Here is a 19,402-nt window from a genome sequence, read left to right on the forward strand (position 1 = left end):
GCGGGTTCACCCGCGAAAGGGCCATCGACTTCACATCCTAGCCAAGGTCAGGTTGCAGTTCTGCGTCACGCACCAGCCGCTCCAGCCCGACCAGGTCCGGCACCCGCGCCACCTGCTCACCCACCTGCACCGCGGCCAGCTCCAGGCGGCCCAGCGCCACGTCCACATAGTTCAGTTGGCTGTCGAGCTTGCACGAACGTGGAATGTCCTGCAGCAACAGCGCCAGGTAACGCAGCCCGGTGTCGCCCAGGGCATTGAGCACCACCACCCGAGCCCGCTCCCCGCAAGGCGTCTCGCCACCGCACGCTGCCTCGAAGCCGATCAACGGCAGGCGCTGTTGGCGCCAGTCGATCCAGCCCAGGTGCCAGGCCGGCTCGCCACGCTGGCACACCAGGTTACGTTGGCCGCTCAACTCGGCCACCGCCACATTCGGCAACACCAGGGTACGGTCGCCCAACGGCAGCAACAACCCGGTCAGGCTGCTGCGCTGGCCGGCGATCAGTTCAAGCATGGGTCTGGCTCCAGTGGGCAATGCTCTGCAACAGCAGCGATTCCTGGTACGGCTTGCCCAGGTATTCGTTGACGCCGATGGCCATGGCACGGTCGCGGTGCTTCTGCCCGGTACGCGAGGTAATCATGATGATCGGCAGGTCTTTGAGCCGCTCGTCACGGCGGATGCGCGTGGCCACTTCAAAGCCGTCCATGCGCGGCATCTCGATGTCCAGCAGCAACACGTCGGGGCGGTGTTCTGCCAGCAGGGCCATGGCATCGACCCCGTCCTTGGCGGTCAGTACGCTCATGCCGTGGCGCTCCAGCAGGCGGCTAGTGACCTTGCGCACGGTTACCGAATCGTCCACCACCATCACCAGCAACGCCCGCCGTGGGGCCGGGCCGAGCACCTGGCGCTGGGCCGCACCCCCACCCGGCAAGCGCGCCAGGCGCCGCTGCTGGCCACGCAACTGGCCCAGCAGGTCGAGAATCAGCACCACCCGGCCATCACCCAGCAGTGTCGCCCCTGACAACCCGGCCACAGCGGCAAACTGCGGCCCCAGGCTTTTCACCACGATCTCGCGGCTGGGCGACAGGCTGTCGGCCTGGATGGCGAACGATTGCTCTTGGGAATGCACCAGCAGCACCGGCAGCGGCACGCTCTGCCCCAGCAATGCCGGGCGCGGCAGGCCCTGCAGCAGCTCACCCAGGTAGCGCAGTTGGTATTCATGGCCGGCGTAAACATAACGTGGCGTATCCAACTCGTAGCATGCCGCCAGTTCTGCCGGCGGCACGCGAACGATGCCCTCGATGGTATTGAGCGGGATGGCGTACTGTTCTTCGCCCAGGTGCACCATCAATGCGCGGTTGATCGACACGGTGAACGGCAGGCGGATGAGGAAGCGCGCCCCCTTGCCCTGGGCCGACTCGATGCTCATCGAACCGCCCAGTTGCTTGACCTCTTCGTGCACCACGTCCATGCCCAAACCACGCCCGGAAATCTGGGTGATTTTTTCGGCGGTGGAAAAGCCCGGGCGCAGGATGAACTGCAAGATTTCGTGATCGCTCAAGTGCGCTTGAGGGTCCAGTAGGCCGCGTTTGATCGCCTTACGCCGCACTGCTTCCAATGGCACGCCAGCACCGTCGTCGGTCATTTCTATGACGATATCGGCGCCTTCGTGCAGTAAATTCAGGTGAATGGTGCCCTGCTCCGGCTTACCGGCGGCCAGGCGCTTTTCGCGGCTTTCCAGGCCATGGTCAACGGCATTGCGCAGCATGTGCTCCAGCGGCGCCACCATGCGTTCGAGCACGCTGCGGTCCAGCTCGCCCTCGGCGTTGCCGACCACCAGTTCCACTTGCTTGCCCAGTTCGCTGGCCACCTGCCGCACCACGCGCTGCAAGCGTGGCACCAGGCGCTCGAAGGGCACCATCAGGGTAGCGGTGAGGCCTTCTTGCAGTTGGCTGTTCACCCGCGCTTGCTGCTGCAGCAGGCTGTAGGCCTCCTGAGCGCGCTGGGCCAAGGTTTCCTTGAGGTCGAGCAGGTCCGAGGCGGATTCGAACAGGGCCCGCGACAACTGCTGCAACTGCGAGTGGCGGTCCATTTCCAGCGGATCGAAGTCGTCATAGGCATCGCCTTCGAACTGCTGCCGGCTGGAAATTCGCCCCTGGGTCTCGATGTCCAGGCGCAGCAACTGGTCGCGCATGCGCTCCAGGGTGGTTTCCATCTCGTTGAGGGTGAACTGCGCATCGTTGACCTGCTGCTCGATGCGCCCACGGATGATCGCGTGCTCACCGGCGAGGTTGCCCAGGTCGTCGAGCAACTCGGCATCGACTTTGACCATGTCGCCTGGCGCCCGCTCCGGTGCAGCGGCTGGCGCCTCGCTGGTGGTGGCCCCGACCGGCCCCTGGCCCGCCGCGCTGTCGGTCAGCGCTGCACTGCTGAAGTTGCGGATGTAGTCGATCAGCGCCGTCGCAGCATGCAGCGGTTGGCCCAGGCGCACGGCGTCGAGCATGTGCGCCAGGCGGTCGTGGCAGGTTTGCAGCAGGGCAAACAGTGGCGCGCTTGGTGGCAGGCGGCCCGCCGCCAGCAGCTCGTAGAGAAACTCCAGTTCGTGGGCCAGGTCGCCGATTGGCGCAATTTCGACCATGCGCGCCACCCCCTTGAGGGTGTGCAGGTCGCGCATCAGGTTGTCCACCTCGACGTTGTTGCGCGGGTCGGCCTGCCAGCGCGCCAGGGCGGCGGCGGCGCTCTCGACGATATCCGAGCTTTCTTCGAGAAACACCTCCAGCAGCTCTTCGCCAGGGCTTTCCGGCTCTTCAGGCAATGGCTCAGCCACGGCCGGCAGCACCGGGGTATGCGCCAGCCCCAGGCCAAGGGCATCGCCAAGGTCCATGTCTGGGTGCAACGGCGTGACCGTGTCGATGCCCACCAAGCCGGTGGCATCCGGGGCCAGGGCTTGGCCCAGCAAGCTGCGCAGGCTATCGACCAGCGCCGGGCGCGGCGGGATGTCCTGCCCGGCCGCCACTTCGTCGAGCATGTCCAGCAAGGTTTCATGGGCTCGCTGAGCGTGAGCGAAGAAGCGCGCATCGGCGGGCAGGCTGCCCTCCTCCACGGCGCCGTACAGGTCGAGCAGGGCCTCGCACACGTCATCCATCGGCCACAAGTCGGCCAGGTGCGCGGCGTGGCCGAGCGTGGTCAGTTGGTCGAGCAGGGTGTCCAGCGCGTCGCGCTGAGCGGGTTGTTGCTGCCAGCGTGACAGCAACGACTCGGCCTCCAGCAGGATATCCATGGCCTGGGCCAGGAAACTGGCGACCCGCTGCGGGTCGTGCTTGCCGCGCAACGCATGGTGTGGGTCGTCATGCAGGCCGGCCAGGCGCCCGTCTACCGCCTGGCCCACCTGCTCGATCAGCTCTGCGGCGCCGGGGATAGCCGCCAGCGGCGTGCTGTCGAGTTGCGCCAGGCCCAGGTGGAACAGCGAGCGCGCGGCTTCCAGCCATTCGATCTCGGCCATTTGCAGGGGCAGTTGATGGCCCTTGTATTCACGCGCCAGGCGGTCGAAGGCGGTGGCCAGTTCGGCGACCGGCATCACTCCGGCCATGGCGGCACTGCCCTTGAGCGTGTGCAGGGCACGTTGCAAGCTATCGCTGACCGGCGTGTCATGGCCGTCGGTGCCCTGCAGAAAAGCCTCCAGGCTGGCCAGGTGGCCCTGTGCCTCGCTGCGGAAAATGTCCAGCAACTGCGGGTCGAGGCCGTCGATATCGCTGGCGACAGGGGCATCGTTTTCGGCAAGCGCATGCAGGTGCGCGGCCAACTGTTCGATTTCGGTCAATTGCGGCAACTGGCCGCTGGCAAAGTCGGCCAGCAGGTCGGGCAGGTGGACGAACACCTGCTGCAAAGCCACCACGCCTTCGGGGCTGAGCACGCTACGGCCCTCAAGTACCCGGTTCAGCAGGTGCTCAGCACCCCAGGCCAGCTCGGCCACCGCCTCGGCATGGACCATGCGGCCACTGCCTTTGAGTGTGTGCAGCGCGCGGCGTACTTCGCCCAAGGCTTCGCGCTGCTGGTTATCGGCGCGCCAGCGCAGCCAGTGGCGCTCGATTTCCGGTAGCAGCTCACCGGCCTCCTCGAGGAACACTTCGCGCAGTTCGTCATCGATGCCATCGCCGCGGCCATCAAGGCCTACGCTAGCCTCGACCAGCGCGCAGTGCACGCCCAGCGCTGCCAGGCTGGCACGCGCCATATCGATGAACGGCTGGCCGTCGGCCAATGGGTCGGCAACCCGCCACTGCAGGTAGCATTCGGCGGCACTCAGGGCCTCGGCCAGGTGCGCCAGCTCATCAGCCGGTGGTTCCGCGTCCAGGTGCTGCAGCCAGCGCTGCACATAACCCGCACAGCCACCAAACAGCTCGGCCACAGCCGGCAACATCAGCATCGCCAATGCCCCACGAATCTGCTGCAACAGCCCAGGCAAGGGTTGCAGGCGTTGCCGCGGCCAACCGGACTCCAGGCAATCGCCGATCAGGTCCTTGGCCTGTTGTAGCACGTTCAGTGACTCGTTGAGGACCAGCTGGCGAATCTCGGTCAGGTCAGAGCCCGGCAGGCCGCCCTGGCCGTTTTCCTCCAATGGCCCCACCATGCCGTTGAGGCTGGCCTCCACGTACAGCAGGGCCCCCGCTACATCCATCAGCACTGCGTCGTCCGCTGCCCGCTCGCCTTGGGCCAGGGCCTGCAACGCCAGCACCTGGTCGATGATGACCCGGCGCGGTTGCTGAAAGCCCAGCACGGCCAGGGTGTCGGCCACGTGGCGCAGCGGTGCCAGCAAGGCATCGAGCTGTTCGCTGTGTTGGCGGTCGCCGCGCACGAACTGGTCCAGGCGTTCCTTGATGCGCATCAGGTCATCGCACAGCGCAGTCACCACCGAGCGCAGGGCATCACGGCCCGGCCCAGCCTGCAGTTGCTCGCGCCAGTTGCCCAGCGACAGATCGAGGTTGGCCAGGTCGTCGGCCCCGGCAAAGCGTTGGGTGGCGCCGCTGATCAGGCTGGCCTGGGCCAACGGCTCTTCACCACGGCAGGCACGCAGCTGGTTGAGCAGCGGCAGCATCACGAGCGGCAAGTCATGGCGCGCTCCGCGCAAGCGCTCCAAATACGACGGCAATTGCTCAAGGCCGCGGAACAATGCCCCCAGGCAATCCCCCCGGGGGCTGACCTGGCCGTCGGCCATGGCCCTGGCGAATAGCTCCAGCTCCTCGGCCAGGCGCGTGGCACCGCGCAATTCGAGCATGCGCAGGCAGCCGTGCACCTGGTGCAGGTTGTCGACCACGAAGGCCAGCATCGACAGGTCGCCTGGCTCGCCGGCAAAGCGCTCCAGCGCCTGGCGCGCCTGGCTCAGGCAGTCGAGGATGGCGGCCTTGGTCCAGGCCAGCGCCACGGTGTCGTGGCGCTCGGGGCTTACTGCAACTACAGCCATGGGCACTCCTCAACGCGGCTTTACACTAGGGCTTGTCACTTCGGCTCTGCCGGTGGCGGCAGGGTGAAACCGGACACCGAACGGCGCATCTCGCTGGCCATGCGGGCCAGGTGGCGGATGCTATCGGCGGTGGCGCTGGAGCCGGCGGAGGTTTGCGCGGTAATTTGCTGAATCACCGACATGGTGTGGGAGATTTGCCCGGCCGACGAAGTCTGCAACTGCGCGGCATCGGAAATACTGTGGATAAGGTCGGCGAGGTTCTGCGATACCCCTTCAATCTCGGCCAACGCCACACCGGCATCTTGGGCCAGGCGGGCACCGCGCACCACTTCGGCAGTGGTCTGTTCCATGGAGATCACCGCCTCGTTGGTGTCGGCCTGAATGGTGCGCACCAACGCCTCGATCTGCCGCGTAGCCGACGACGAGCGTTCAGCCAGGCGCTGCACTTCGTCGGCAACCACAGCAAAACCACGGCCAGCCTCACCGGCCAGTGAGGCCTGGATCGCCGCGTTGAGGGCAAGGATGTTGGTTTGGTCGGCAATGTCGTCGATCAGGCTGACGATGTCGCCGATTTCCTGGGAGGACTCGCCCAGGCGTTTGATCCGCTTGGCGGTGTCCTGGATTTGCTCGCGAATATTGTCCATGCCGTTGATGGTGTTGTGCACCACCTCATTACCCTTGTTGGCGATTGCCACCGAGCGCTCGGCCACCTTGGCCGATTCGTAGGCATGTGCCGAAACCCGGTCGATCGACTCGACCATGTCGCCGACCGCCTCGGACGCCTCGCTGATCTGCTCGGCCTGATGCTCGGAGGCCTTGGCTAGCTGGCGTGCGGTGTTTTGCGTGTCTTGCACGGCGGCAGCGACCTGCACGGCACTGTGGTTGATGGTGGCGACCAGGTCGCGCAATTGGTCCACGGAATAGTTGATCGAGTCGGCGATGGCGCCCGTGAAGTCCTCGGTCACCGACACGGTGACCGTCAGGTCGCCGTCGGCCAGCTCTTCGATTTCGTCGAGCAGGCGCATGATCGCCTGCTGGTTGCGTTCGTTTTTTTCCGCGGTTTCGCGCAACTGGCGGTTGGTGGTGCGCACCATGACCAGGCCGATCAGGATGATCGAGGCTAGCGCCAGCACGCCCAGGGCATAGCCACCCACGGTGTCGAGGGTGCGCCCGCCGGCCAGGTTCTCGAAACCGTTGGCCAGGTGCGAGGCCTCGTCGAGCAGGGTTTGCGACAGGCTGAAGATGTTGCCCGCTGCCTCGCGCACACGGAACAGTTCGGGCGAGGTTTCGAGGATCTCATCCACCGAGCCGGCGACGAACTGGAACAACTCGGCGATTTCGGCCAGGCGGGCACGGGCGTCGGCGTCCTCGACGCGGGTCACCTGAATCGCCGCGTTGCCGTTGAGCATACCCTCCAGTACCTGCCCAAAACGCCCGGCATCACGGCCAAAAGCGTCGGCCGCCTGGGCTGCGCTGTCGTCACCGGCAAGCACAGTGTTGACCGAGCCGAGGATGCGCTCGGCCAGCAACAGCTGGCGCTGGGCCACCGCCACCTGGTTGGCCGGGGCGCCGCTTTGCAGCAGGATCTCGACCACCTTTTCGTATTCGACCTGCAACTGCGGCACGGTCTCGGCCAAGGTCGCCGCCACCTGGTGCAGCGACAGCACGGTCTGCTCGCTGGCCAGGATGGTGTCGGTATTCTTGCGCAGGTTTTCCCAGTCGCGGTGTACCGCCTCCATTTCATCACGCACCGTGGGCGGTGCGGGCGGCAGGCCGGTGGCCTTGTCACCTTCGCGCAGGTAGCCCCAACGCCGTTCGAAATCGTTGCGCGCATCTGACAGCAGCTTGAACGCCAAGGCCTTGCCGGTGGCGGCTTCAGTGGCGTTCTTGGCAATACGTTGCGACAACACCCTTAGCTCGCCGGCGTGGCCGATGTACTGCTTGTCGTAGTTGGACTGGGTGTTCAGGTAAGCAAAGTTGGCGAACAGCAGGATGATCGACAGGATCAGGATCAGGAACAGCACGGTGATCTGCGCGATGCTGCGGGTACGTGGGCTCACGGTGGTTGCGGTCACGGGAGGGGCAGGCTTGTTCACGTTCGCAGGTCCTATAACGCCACATCGAGAAAGCCCGGCGCCTGGGCCAGGGCGAAGGGGCTGAAGATCGCCCAGTTGCGTTCACGCGGGAAATGCCCCTGAACAAAGCGTGCAGCGGCGCGAATCAACGGCTGCGGCGGCGACAGTTGCAGGCTGTCCAGGGCAAAGTGCTGCAGGCCCAGTACCTCGTCCACCAACAGGCCAACGAACAAGTCCTCGTGGTCTAGCACCAATACCCGCCGCTGCTTGCCCGGGGCGACGTGGCCAAGGCCAAAGAAACTGCTCAGGTCCATCACCGGTAGCAACCGGCCACGCAGGTTGGCCACCCCGCACACCCACGGCTGTACACCGGGGACACGGCTGCTGCGCGGTTCGCGCAGCACCTCGGCCACCTCGCCCATGGGCGCGACAAACCATTGCCCGGCGACACGAAAGCCAATGCCGCTCCACTGTTGCAAGCGGTTGTCCTGCGGCGGCTGGTCGGCGACCAGAAGGCGACAGCGCCGGTCGATGTCCAGCAACAACTCGAAGGCGGTCAGCGACGCGCCCTGCGGGCGTGTGGTCAAGCCCCCAGCACTTCTTTGAGCTTGGCGATCAGCGCGTCTTCTTCCACCGGTTTGGTCAAGAAGTCACGGGCGCCCTGGCGGGTAGCCCAGATGCGGTCGGTTTCCTGGTCCTTGGTGGTAACCACGATTACCGGGATGGCGCTGGTTTCCGGGTCTTTGCTGAGCTGGCGGGTGGCCTGGAAGCCGTTCATGCCGGGCATGACGATGTCCATCAGCACGGCATCGGGTTTGTCCTGCCGGGCCAAGGCCACGCCATCGGCACCGTTGCTGGCCTTGAGCACCTGGTAGCCGTGCTTTTCCAGCCATTCGGTCAATCGGTACATCTCTGTCGGCGAGTCGTCGACAATCAGAACTCGGGCCATGCTGGTTCCCCATCAGGAAAGAAAGACCGTGCCATGGCGGGGCGCGGTCAGGGTGCGTGTTGTTGGGCTGCGGCAAAACCGGGCACGTGGGCACGGATCGCGTCGAGCAGTTCTTCCTTGCTGAACGGTTTGGTCAAGAACTGATCGGACCCGACCACCCGGCCGCGAGCCTTGTCGAACAGGCCGTCACGCGACGAAAGCAGAATGACCGGGGTGTCCTTGAAGGCACTGTTGTGCTTGATCACCGCGCAAGTCTGGTAGCCGTCCAGACGCGGCATCAGCACATCGACGAAGATGATACTGGGCTGGTGGTCGACGATCTTGGCCAGGGCATCGAAGCCATCGCTGGCAGTGATCACCTCGCAGCCGGCTTCACCAAGCAACATCTGCGCGGTGCGGCGGATCGTGCGTGAATCGTCGATCACCATCACCTTCAGGGGTTGTTCCATAGACGCCTACCAGTGGGAATTAGCTGCAAGTTGCAAGCGGCAAGCTACTAGAAAATGCACATCGGAGCATGGTTGCTTTTTTCTTGAGGCTTATAGCTAAAGGCTTGCAGCTGCATTTTTAGCACACTCCGGGGGCCCGTTCCATCTGCCGCCCCCCTTGACCGGCGGCGTTCACAGCGCCACCCTGAGCCACTTTTCTTTCGATCGATCGCGGCCACGCGCCGCCAAGAGGAACCACCCCATGAGCGTTCGCCTCGGCATTGTCATGGACCCCATCGCGTCCATCTCCTACAAGAAGGACAGCTCGCTGGCCATGTTGCTGGCCGCCCAGGCACGCAGCTGGAACCTGTTCTACATGGAACAGCGCGACCTGTACCTGGGTGCCGGCCAGGCCCGAGCGCAGATGCGCCCGCTGAAAGTGTTCGCCGACCCGGCCCGCTGGTTCGAGCTGGGCGAGGAGCAGGACAGCGCGCTGGCCGACCTGGACGTGATCCTGATGCGCAAGGACCCGCCCTTCGACATGGAGTTCGTCTACAGCACCTACCTGCTGGAGCAGGCCGAGCGCGAAGGCGTACTGGTGGTCAACCGCCCGCAGAGCCTGCGCGATTGCAACGAAAAACTGTTCGCCACCCAGTTCCCGCAGTGCATGACGCCGACCCTGGTCAGCCGCCGTGCCGATATCCTGCGTGAGTTCGCCACCACCCATGGCGACGTGATCCTCAAACCGTTGGACGGCATGGGCGGCACCTCGGTGTTCCGCCACCGCCCGGGCGACCCCAACCTGTCGGTGATCCTCGAAACCCTGACCCAACACGGCGGCCAGCAGATCATGGCGCAGGCCTACCTGCCCGAGATCAAGGACGGCGACAAACGCATCCTGATGATCGACGGCGAGCCGGTGGACTACTGCCTGGCGCGCATCCCGGCCAGCGGCGAGACCCGTGGCAATCTGGCCGCCGGCGGCCGTGGCGAGGCGCGCCCACTGACCGAGCGCGACCGCTGGATCGCCGCCCAGGTCGGCCCGACCCTGCGCGAGAAGGGCCTGCTGTTCGTCGGCCTGGACGTGATCGGCGACTACCTCACTGAAATCAACGTCACCAGCCCCACCTGCATTCGCGAGATCGATGCCGCCTACAACACCGATATCGGCGGCAAGCTGATGGACGCCATTGATCGACAGCTGAAGGCGCGCTGACCGGCAACGCGCGGCGCAAACCCAGAGTGGGGTATGATGCGGGTCCTATTACCTGACCCGCTGCCCCGCTCTGCGGTTGCTGGATACCTGATGACGCTGCCCGCTGACATCCCCGCCGACCTGCTGCCGCCCCGTGTTCGCCCGATGGACCGGCTCGGTTTCACCCTGTTCCTGGCTGCACTGGTGCACCTGGCGCTAATCCTTGGCGTCGGTTTCAGCGTGGTCAAGCCTGCAGAAATCCGCCACACCATGGACATCACCCTGGCCACCTTCAAGAGCGAGAAACCGCCGCAGAAGGCCGATTTCCAGGCCCAGGACAACCAGCAGGGCAGCGGCACCCTGGACAAGAAAGCGGTGCCCAAGACCACCGAGTTGGCACCGTTCCAGGACAGCAAGATCAACAAGATCACCCCACCACCCGCGGCCAAGCCCGAGGTGGTACCGCCCCCTACCCCGCAAAAGTCGGCGGTGGTGACCACGGCGCCCAAGCCGCACAAGGTCGAGCCCAAGCCCAAGGAGAGCAAGGCGCAACCCAAGCCGGCGGCACCTGCGCCAGACTTCGACAGCTCGCAGCTGTCCAGCCAGATCGCCAGCCTGGAGGCAGAGCTGTCCAACGAACAGCAGGTGTACGCCAAGCGCCCGCGTATCCACCGCCTCAACGCCGCTTCGACCATGCGCGACAAGGGCGCCTGGTACAAGGAAGAGTGGCGCAAGAAAGTTGAGCGGGTGGGCAACCTGAACTACCCCGACGAAGCGCGCCGGCAACAAATTTACGGCAACTTGCGCATGATGGTGTCGATCAACCGCGATGGTTCGCTGTACGAGGTACTGGTGCTGGAATCGTCCGGGCAGCCGTTGCTGGACCAGGCAGCGCAGCGCATCGTGCGGCTAGCGGCACCCTTTGCCCCGTTTACTGGGGACTTGGCCGAATTTGATCGGCTGGAAATCATCCGCACCTGGCGCTTTGCCCGTGGGGACCGCCTGTCCAGTAACTGAATCAGGGCTGCACAGCGGCCCCAAATCAGCCATGCCGAGCACCTTGTCAGCCTCGCCACCTGGCGCCACACTATCCCCCATGAAAACCCTCACGCCGAGCTACCTCAAGCATCAGTTCCTGATCGCCATGCCGCACATGGCCGATCCGAACTTCGCCCAGACCCTCACGTACATCGTCGAGCACAACGCCCATGGCGCCATGGGCCTGGTGGTCAATCGGCCGCAGGAGCTGAGCCTGGCCGATATCCTCGAGCAACTGCGCCCGGACGAAACGCCACCGGCCAGTACCTTGCAGGTACCGATCTACCAAGGTGGCCCGGTGCAGACCGACCGTGGCTTCGTGCTGCACAGCAGCGAGTGCAGCTTCCAAGCCACCGTGGCGCTGGAAGGGCTGTCACTGACCACGTCGCAGGATGTACTGCTGGCCATTGCCGCTGGCGTAGGCCCAAAACAGAGCCTGATCACCTTGGGTTATGCCGGCTGGGAAGCAGGCCAGCTAGAAGCGGAGCTGGCCGACAACGCCTGGCTCAACTGCCCGTTCGACCCAGAAATCATCTTCGGCCGGGCCAGCGACCTGCGCCTGGAAGCCGCCGCCGCCAGCCTGGGGATCAACCTGCACCTGCTGACCAGCCAGGCGGGCCACGCCTGATGGCTGAACTACGCCTATTGCTAGGCTTCGACTACGGCAGCAAACAGATCGGCGTGGCCGTCGGCCAGGTCATTACCGGCCAGGCCCGCGAACTGTGCACCCTCAAGGCGCAGAACGGCGTGCCGGACTGGGCCCAGGTGGAAAAGCTGATTGCCGAATGGAAGCCCGACGCCATCGTCGTCGGCCTGCCGTTGAACATGGACGGCACACCCAGCGAAATGAGCGCCCGCGCCGAAAAGTTCGCCCGCCGCCTGAACGGCCGCTTCAACCTGCCCGTGCACACCCACGACGAGCGCCTGACCACCTTCGAGGCCAAAGGCGAGCGCATGGCCCGTGGCGGCCAGCGCGGCAGCTACCGCGACAACCCGGTCGATGCCATCGCCGCCGCCTTGTTGCTGCAAGGCTGGCTGGAGGCCAACACCTGATAATCTTTGTCGCCGGGCCCGCCCGGCGCACCCTTCCGAGGAGCCTGCAATGAGCCTACCCGATCCCGCCGAACTGATTCGGCAGATGGCCGTCGACCTTCGCGCCCACCTGGCCCGCCGGGCCATTGCCGAACCACGTTACATCGGTATCCGTACCGGCGGTGTCTGGGTCGCCCAGGCCCTGCAGGAAGCCATGGGTGACAGCAGCGCGATGGGCACTCTGGACGTTTCGTTCTACCGCGACGACTTCAGCCAGAACGGCCTGCACCCGCAAGTGCGCCCTTCCGAACTGCCGTTCGAAGTAGAGGGCCAGCACCTGGTGTTGGTGGATGACGTGCTGATGAGCGGTCGCACGGTCCGCGCCGCGCTCAACGAACTGTTCGATTATGGCCGCCCGGCCAGCGTTACCCTGGTCTGCCTGCTGGACCTGGATGCCGGCGAACTGCCAATTCGCCCGAATGTGCTCGGTGCCACCCTGTCGCTGGCCGCCCATGAACGGGTAAAATTGACCGGACCCGCACCGCTCGCCCTCGAGCGCCAGGACCTCGCCACCGCTTCCGCCCTTTAAGAGTCCCCTCGCGATGACGCCAATCGACGCCAAGCGCCCGCTGCAGCTCAATGATCAGGGCCAGCTGCGCCACTTCCTCTCGCTCGACGGTTTGCCCCGCGAACTGCTCACCGAGATCCTCGACACCGCCGACTCCTTCCTGGAAGTCGGTGCCCGGGCCGTAAAAAAAGTCCCGTTGTTGCGCGGCAAAACCGTGTGCAACGTGTTCTTCGAGAACTCGACCCGTACCCGAACCACCTTTGAACTGGCGGCCCAGCGCCTGTCGGCCGACGTGATCAGCCTGAACGTGTCGACCTCCTCGACCAGCAAGGGCGAGACCCTGTTCGACACCCTGCGCAACCTCGAAGCCATGGCTGCCGACATGTTCGTGGTACGCCATTCGGATTCCGGCGCCGCACACTTCATCGCCGAGCACGTGTGCCCGGACGTCGCCGTGATCAACGGCGGTGACGGCCGCCACGCGCACCCCACCCAGGGCATGCTCGACATGCTCACCATCCGCCGCCACAAGGGCAGCTTCGAGAACCTCTCGGTGGCCATCGTCGGCGACATCCTGCACTCGCGGGTGGCCCGTTCGGACATGCTGGCGCTGAAAGCGCTGGGCTGCCCGGACATCCGTGTGATCGGCCCGAAAACCCTGATCCCGATCGGCATCGAGCAGTACGGCGTGAAGGTTTACACCGACCTTGCCGAAGGCCTCAAGGACGTCGACGTAGTGATCATGCTGCGCCTGCAGCGTGAGCGCATGGCCGGCGGCCTGTTGCCCAGCGAAGGCGAGTTCTACCGCCTGTTCGGCCTGACCACCGCGCGCCTGGCCGGGGCCAAGCCCGATGCCATCGTCATGCACCCAGGGCCGATCAACCGTGGTGTGGAAATCGAGTCGGCGGTGGCCGACGGCAAGCACTCGGTGATCCTCAACCAGGTCACCTACGGCATCGCCGTACGCATGGCCGTGCTGTCCATGGCCATGAGCGGGCAGAACGCGCAACGTCAATTTGACCAGGAGAACGCCCAGTGACCATCAGTATTCTTGGCGCCCGGGTCATCGACCCCAACAGCGGCCTGGACCAGGTCACCGACCTGCACCTGGACGGCGGCCGCATTGTCGCAATCGGCGCGGCCCCAGCGGGGTTCAGCGCCAGCCGCACGATTGACGCCAATGGCTTGGTCGCAGCGCCTGGCCTGGTCGACCTCGGCGTATCCCTGCGCGAGCCGGGCTACAGCCGCAAAGGCAACATCGCCAGTGAAACCCGCGCGGCCGTAGCCGGCGGTGTCACCAGCCTGTGCTGCCCACCGCAGACCAAGCCGGTGCTGGACACCTCGGCGGTGGCCGAGCTCATCCTCGACCGTGCCCGCGAGGCCGCCAACAGCAAGGTCTACCCAATCGGCGCCCTGACCAAGGGCCTGGAAGGCGAGCAACTGGCTGAACTGGTGGCGCTGCGCGACACCGGCTGCGTGGCGTTTGGCAACGGCCTCAAGGAAATCCCCAATAACCGCACCCTGGCCCGTGCCCTGGAGTACGCCGCCACCTTCGACCTGACGGTGGTGTTCCACTCTCAGGACCGCGACCTGGCCCAGGGCGGCCTGGCCCATGAAGGGGCCATGGCCAGCTTCCTCGGCCTGCCGGGCATCCCGGAAACCGCCGAGACCGTGGCCCTGGCGCGCAACCTGCTGCTGGTGGAACAGTCCGGTGTGCGTGCGCACTTCAGCCAGATCACCAGTGCCCGTGGCGCGCGGCTGATCGAGCAGGCCCAGCAGCTTGGCCTACCGGTGACCGCCGACGTGGCGCTGTACCAGCTGATCCTCACTGACGAATCGCTGCGCGAGTTTTCCAGCCTGTACCACGTGCAACCACCGCTACGCACCGCAGCCGACCGTGACGGCCTGCGTGCCGCGGTGAAATCGGGGGTGATCCAGGCGATCTCCAGCCACCATCAGCCGCACGAGCGCGACGCCAAGCTGGCCCCGTTCGGCGCCACCGAGCCGGGCATCAGCAGCGTCGAACTGCTGCTGCCGCTGGCCATGACCCTGGTACAGGACGGCTTGCTCGACCTGCCAACCCTGCTGGCCCGCCTGAGCAGTGGCCCGGCAGCGGCCCTGCGCTTGCCGGCCGGTGAGCTGAAAGTGGGCGGCGCAGCCGACCTGGTGTTGTTCGACCCGCAAGCCTCCACCGTTGCCGGCGACCAATGGTTCTCACGTGGCGAGAACTGCCCGTTCATCGGCCACTGCCTGCCGGGTGCGGTGCGTTATACCTTGGTCGATGGGCACGTCTGCCACGAGGCCTGATCGCCAGCTGTAAGCCTCAAGCTGCAAGCCACAAGGAAAAGCGGGCATGGCGCCGATGCGCTTTTTCTTGCCGCTTGCAGCTTGCAGCTCGTCGCTAATGGTTGAAATCCTTCCCCCCACCCCCATATGAGTCTGCATCAGGCACTTTCGCCCCGCTGCGTGGAGACTCTCCCCTTGACCACCATCGTTTCTGTCCGCCGTAACGGCAAAGTCGTCATGGGCGGCGACGGCCAGGTATCCCTCGGCAACACCGTGATGAAAGGCAACGCCAAGAAGGTGCGCCGCCTGTACCACGGCCAGGTCATCGCCGGCTTCGCCGGTGCCACCGCCGATGCTTTCACCCTGTTCGAACGTTTCGAAGGCCAACTTGAAAAACACCAGGGCCACCTGGTCCGCGCCGCCGTCGAGCTGGCCAAGGAATGGCGTACCGACCGTTCCCTGAGCCGCCTGGAAGCCATGCTGGCCGTGGCCAACAAGGACGCCTCGCTGATCATCACCGGCAACGGTGACGTGGTCGAACCCGAAGACGGCCTGATCGCCATGGGCTCCGGCGGCGCCTACGCCCAGGCCGCAGCCCGCGCCCTGTTGAACAAAACCGACCTCTCGGCCCGTGAAATTGCCGAGACCGCCCTGAACATCGCCGGCGACATCTGCGTATTCACCAACCACAACCTGACCATCGAGGAGCAGGACCTGGCCGACTGACTCAGCTGTTCTGGCGCCCCCTCCCGGTGAGGGGGCTTTTCCACGCTGACTCACCTGCCCAAGGACCATATTCATCATGTCCATGACCCCCCGCGAGATCGTCCACGAACTCAACCGCCACATCATCGGCCAGGACGACGCCAAGCGCGCCGTGGCCATTGCCCTGCGCAACCGCTGGCGGCGCATGCAGCTCCCCGCCGAGCTGCGTGCCGAAGTAACCCCGAAAAACATCCTGATGATCGGCCCCACCGGTGTGGGTAAAACCGAAATCGCCCGTCGCCTGGCCAAGCTGGCCAACGCGCCGTTCCTCAAGGTGGAAGCCACCAAGTTCACTGAGGTGGGCTACGTGGGCCGTGATGTCGAGTCGATCATTCGCGACCTGGCCGATGCCGCGCTGAAGATGCTGCGTGAGCAAGAAATCATCCGCGTGCGCCACCGCGCCGAAGACGCCGCCGAAGACCGCATCCTTGACGCCCTGCTGCCGCAGGCGCGGGTCACCAGCTTCAGCGAAGAAGCCGCGCAGACCAGCACCGATTCCAACACTCGCCAGCTGTTCCGCAAGCGCCTGCGCGAAGGCCAGCTGGACGACAAGGAAATCGAGATCGAGGTAGCCGATGCCGTGGGCGTCGAAATTGCCGCGCCGCCCGGCATGGAAGAAATGACCAACCAGCTGCAGAGCCTGTTCGCCAACATGGGCAAAGGCAAGCGCAAGGCGCGCAAGCTAAAGGTGAAAGAAGCGCTGAAGATGGTTCGCGATGAAGAAGCGAGCCGCCTGGTCAACGAAGAAGAGCTCAAGGCCAAGGCACTGGAAGCGGTCGAGCAGCACGGCATCGTGTTCATCGACGAAATCGACAAGGTTGCCAAGCGTGGCAACGTTGGTGGCGCCGACGTGTCCCGTGAAGGCGTGCAGCGCGACCTGCTGCCGCTGATCGAAGGCTGCACCGTCAACACCAAGCTGGGCATGGTCAAGACCGACCACATCCTGTTCATTGCCTCGGGCGCGTTCCACCTGAGCAAACCGAGCGACCTGGTGCCCGAACTGCAAGGCCGCCTGCCAATCCGCGTAGAGCTGAAGGCACTGACGCCGGAAGACTTCGAGCGCATCCTGCAGGAGCCGCACGCGTCGTTGACCGAGCAGTACCAGGCTCTGCTGAAAACCGAAGGCCTGAACATCGAGTTCCTCGCCGACGGTATCAAACGCCTGGCCGAAATTGCCTACCAGGTCAACGAAAAGACCGAGAACATCGGTGCCCGCCGCCTGCACACCCTGCTCGAGCGCTTGCTCGAAGAGGTGTCGTTCAGCGCGGGTGACCTGGCCAGCACCCATGACGAAGCGCCGATCCAGATCGACGCGGCCTATGTGAACAGCCACCTGGGTGAGCTGGCGCAGAACGAAGACCTGTCGCGTTACATCTTGTAAGACTGGGTGGGCGTGAGACGCCCTCCACCCTCTGCCAAAAATGACGGGAGACTGGCTGGTCTATAAACTACAGCCAGTCGCCTGTTCATCAGTCAAACGTATACACCTTGCCACCCTTGAATTTCGGCTCCCTCCAGTTTGGGCCTCGTTTAAATCCCCCTCCCGCTTCAATTATTAGACCCTGCTTACGCATATCGCTAACTAACCGAAGCAACTCATAATTATTGCGAATATTAACCCAGTCATTTCTATTATAAAGACCATCTAGCCTGGGATAAGATATTCCGCCCTCACCACGCGTCAGAAAAAGTACAACCTCTTTGGGATCTTCCGCAGCTATCAAATCTGTAATTGTGCTCATTTGTTTTCTCTCTGCGCCTGCAAATCGTCAGCTTCAATCGCTTCTGCCGTGTAGAGCAAGTCATGCGAGTCTTTTAACTTGTAGTCTTCCAGAGTGGCAGCATGGGTATTGTTCCATGTTGCACCATCATCACTAGCAAGCACACCGTCTGGAACCCCCAGTGCTCTATACCGTTGCAACTCCCTGAGTTCATGGGTGTAAAAACGTTTATCGACATCTTCAATAACCATTTCACCACGCAGCACACGCTCCAAGCGGCTGATCATTATTGCATTGCCATCCGACGCCCCAAACCGACTAGTGTGCAGCCTAACAAGTTTTATGCCTTCCAAGGTAACAGTAGCGTCTCGCCAGTCCAACTCCTGAATTGGACCACCCGCCTTTTCAGGATTATACATACGCCCACTGTATACACCTTTGGTTGTAGCGCCCTCATAGGGGCTGCTCAACATCACATAGACGGGGCCAATACCCGCGTCGGCCGGAAACCAAACAATCAGGTCGCTGAAGTCAACCTCGCTTATCGGGTAGGCGGTTGCCTTTACACTGATTGGATCCAGCGTAATACCCTCGTAGATCGGTACATCTGTCGGCAAGGCGGGTGTCGAGGATGAAGCATCCTGATTCCCCGGAGCCTTAGCAGGTGTCCAGGTCAAGGTAATCGCCGCCTGATCTGCGCTCGTACTGGCAATGACGACTTCAAACAGGCCCGTAGTGGCATTCATGATCGCTGCCCGAACGGGAACCTGCCTAGACGCCCGCTCACCATCGGTACTGACCACCGAGATGACCGAGCGATCACCCCTGACCTGCTCCACCAGGCGCCTGGGCATTTCGACCGAACCCTGCGTCAAGGCGGCGTGTTGCAGATCGATTCCGGCCGCCAACCCCAAATGGTCAGCACTTACGCCAATACTATAACGAAGCCTCGTAGGCGGCTGATCCTGTATAGGTCCCGGTGTCGCACCGAGATTAAGCACCAAGGCAAGAAAATCTGCGATTAAGACCGAAGGGCCTTCGACGACCGCTTGCTCCAGCGCAGCTACAGCCTCGCTGATGCCATTGACCAACGAGGCGGCACCCGGCACATCCTGGATGATGCCCTGCCCCGCAACCGAGATGACACTAGCGCCAGCAGCCAGTAGATACACTCGTGGATCACGATAGAGTGTAGCCCTGGCTGCAAGCACTACAGCAAGGCGCCTGGCTGCGGCTTCACGAACTGACGCCTGCTCCAGACTTGTCTGCAAGACCAACTTCTGCTCCGTCAGTACGCGAATCGTCTCGGCCAGCACCGCAGCACGATAACCAGCAACGTAAGCCGATTGGAAGGCACGCTGCTCCGATTCGGGAAAGGTGGGCCAAAGCAATCCCCGGGCGCCCTCTTCCGGCTGGCGGTTTTGATTTCAGTAGCACTGAGAGTGCGTGCATCCGTGCCCGAATACTCCAGTGCCGCCAGTGACTCAAGCTGATATTGCTGTTGCTTACTGGACAACTCGCTATCGATGGTCGCGAGGTATCCCTGTAACTCAGAAACACCGCTCGCGGAAGTATCGGCGGGAATACCTTGCGCGATCAGAGCGTCCATCGCAGCCTGGGCCGCGTTGCCAAGCAATGCTATATACCCTGTGTCGGTATGCTGTTTGATTCGCAACAGGTCGGCGTTGACGTCCTTGGTCATACGCTCGAAGTACTCTATTGGCAAACCCCTCCCCGGTCTTTCTTTGAACAGGTACTGGTAGCCGGATAGATCAACTGGCAGCGGGTCGGGATATACGTAAGTATTGGGGAGCTCTATCTGCATGCTTTCCTCCTTGTCCGGGATCACGGGCAAAGCGCAGAAAGTGATCAAAGACCAACCATCCGCC

At 63.8% G+C, this 19,402-nt stretch carries 18 protein-coding genes; 9 read left to right on the plus strand and 9 right to left on the minus strand.

Annotation, left to right across the window (positions count from 1 at the left end):
- Positions 1–37: 37 nt before the first annotated feature.
- Genes DV532_RS22970 through DV532_RS22995 form a run of 6 tightly spaced genes read right to left on the minus strand, consistent with a single transcriptional unit; the run spans position 38 to position 8,929 of the window.
- A complete protein-coding gene (locus DV532_RS22970; RefSeq protein ID WP_056794534.1) occupies positions 38–511 on the minus strand; it encodes a chemotaxis protein CheW in 474 nt (157 codons plus the stop codon).
- The gene (locus tag DV532_RS22975) at positions 504–5,456 is read right to left on the minus strand and encodes an Hpt domain-containing protein (protein WP_056794533.1); all 4,953 of its coding nucleotides are present in this window, start codon (positions 5,454–5,456) and stop codon (positions 504–506) included. Before DV532_RS22975 ends, DV532_RS22970 begins: the two co-directional genes overlap by 8 nt.
- A gap of 35 nt (positions 5,457–5,491) precedes the next feature.
- On the minus strand, positions 5,492–7,531 hold the full coding sequence (locus DV532_RS22980; protein ID WP_236707476.1) for a methyl-accepting chemotaxis protein: 2,040 nt from the start codon (positions 7,529–7,531) through the stop codon (positions 5,492–5,494).
- Between the two features lie 32 nt (positions 7,532–7,563).
- Positions 7,564–8,118, minus strand: a complete 555-nt coding sequence (locus DV532_RS22985) for a chemotaxis protein CheW (protein WP_056794529.1) — start codon at positions 8,116–8,118, stop codon at positions 7,564–7,566.
- The gene (pilH, locus tag DV532_RS22990; protein WP_012274551.1) at positions 8,115–8,480 is read right to left on the minus strand and encodes a twitching motility response regulator PilH; all 366 of its coding nucleotides are present in this window, start codon (positions 8,478–8,480) and stop codon (positions 8,115–8,117) included. The genes DV532_RS22985 and pilH overlap by 4 nt, the downstream gene beginning before the upstream one ends.
- A 47-nt stretch (positions 8,481–8,527) precedes the next feature.
- Positions 8,528–8,929: a PleD family two-component system response regulator gene (locus DV532_RS22995; RefSeq protein ID WP_003257770.1), complete on the minus strand. Its 402-nt coding sequence runs from the start codon at positions 8,927–8,929 to the stop codon at positions 8,528–8,530.
- 241 nt (positions 8,930–9,170) lie between these two features.
- Here DV532_RS22995 and gshB point away from each other — a divergent pair, with 241 nt between their 5' ends.
- From gshB to hslU, 9 genes are all read left to right on the plus strand, one after another.
- A complete protein-coding gene (gene gshB / locus DV532_RS23000) occupies positions 9,171–10,124 on the plus strand; it encodes a glutathione synthase (RefSeq protein WP_056794527.1) in 954 nt (317 codons plus the stop codon).
- Between the two features lie 90 nt (positions 10,125–10,214).
- Positions 10,215–11,120: an energy transducer TonB gene (locus tag DV532_RS23005; RefSeq protein WP_056794525.1), complete on the plus strand. Its 906-nt coding sequence runs from the start codon at positions 10,215–10,217 to the stop codon at positions 11,118–11,120.
- Between the two features lie 79 nt (positions 11,121–11,199).
- Positions 11,200–11,769 (plus strand): YqgE/AlgH family protein, encoded by a 570-nt coding sequence (locus DV532_RS23010; RefSeq protein WP_056794523.1) that lies wholly within the window; start codon positions 11,200–11,202, stop codon positions 11,767–11,769.
- The gene (gene ruvX, locus DV532_RS23015) at positions 11,769–12,194 is read left to right on the plus strand and encodes a Holliday junction resolvase RuvX (protein ID WP_003249316.1); all 426 of its coding nucleotides are present in this window, start codon (positions 11,769–11,771) and stop codon (positions 12,192–12,194) included. The genes DV532_RS23010 and ruvX overlap by 1 nt, the downstream gene beginning before the upstream one ends.
- 49 nt (positions 12,195–12,243) lie before the next feature.
- Entirely contained in the window at positions 12,244–12,762 is a 519-nt protein-coding gene (gene pyrR, locus DV532_RS23020; protein WP_056794521.1) for a bifunctional pyr operon transcriptional regulator/uracil phosphoribosyltransferase PyrR, read from the plus strand.
- Between the two features lie 13 nt (positions 12,763–12,775).
- Positions 12,776–13,780 carry an aspartate carbamoyltransferase catalytic subunit gene (locus tag DV532_RS23025; RefSeq protein ID WP_008099987.1) on the plus strand — a complete coding sequence of 335 codons (1,005 nt, stop codon included), beginning with the start codon at positions 12,776–12,778 and terminating at the stop codon, positions 13,778–13,780.
- Entirely contained in the window at positions 13,777–15,048 is a 1,272-nt protein-coding gene (locus tag DV532_RS23030; protein WP_056794519.1) for a dihydroorotase, read from the plus strand. Before DV532_RS23025 ends, DV532_RS23030 begins: the two co-directional genes overlap by 4 nt.
- 174 nt (positions 15,049–15,222) lie before the next feature.
- Entirely contained in the window at positions 15,223–15,753 is a 531-nt protein-coding gene (hslV, locus tag DV532_RS23035) for an ATP-dependent protease subunit HslV (RefSeq protein WP_003249309.1), read from the plus strand.
- A gap of 76 nt (positions 15,754–15,829) precedes the next feature.
- Positions 15,830–17,173, plus strand: coding sequence for an ATP-dependent protease ATPase subunit HslU (gene hslU, locus DV532_RS23040; RefSeq protein WP_051099912.1), 1,344 nt, complete (start codon positions 15,830–15,832; stop codon positions 17,171–17,173).
- An 88-nt stretch (positions 17,174–17,261) separates the two neighbouring features.
- Here the strand turns inward: hslU and DV532_RS23045 are convergent, their stop codons facing one another.
- The 3 genes from DV532_RS23045 to DV532_RS23055 are packed head-to-tail and all read right to left on the minus strand — an operon-like array spanning position 17,262 to position 19,338.
- A complete protein-coding gene (locus DV532_RS23045; RefSeq protein WP_082476734.1) occupies positions 17,262–17,534 on the minus strand; it encodes a hypothetical protein in 273 nt (90 codons plus the stop codon).
- Positions 17,531–18,784: an S-type pyocin domain-containing protein gene (locus DV532_RS23050; protein ID WP_156675856.1), complete on the minus strand. Its 1,254-nt coding sequence runs from the start codon at positions 18,782–18,784 to the stop codon at positions 17,531–17,533. The genes DV532_RS23045 and DV532_RS23050 overlap by 4 nt, the downstream gene beginning before the upstream one ends.
- A 17-nt stretch (positions 18,785–18,801) precedes the next feature.
- Positions 18,802–19,338 carry a hypothetical protein gene (locus DV532_RS23055; RefSeq protein ID WP_056794515.1) on the minus strand — a complete coding sequence of 179 codons (537 nt, stop codon included), beginning with the start codon at positions 19,336–19,338 and terminating at the stop codon, positions 18,802–18,804.
- Positions 19,339–19,402 lie beyond the last annotated feature (64 nt).

Origin of the sequence: Pseudomonas sp. Leaf58 (genome assembly GCF_003627215.1) — a bacterium.
Lineage (GTDB): Bacteria > Pseudomonadota > Gammaproteobacteria > Pseudomonadales > Pseudomonadaceae > Aquipseudomonas.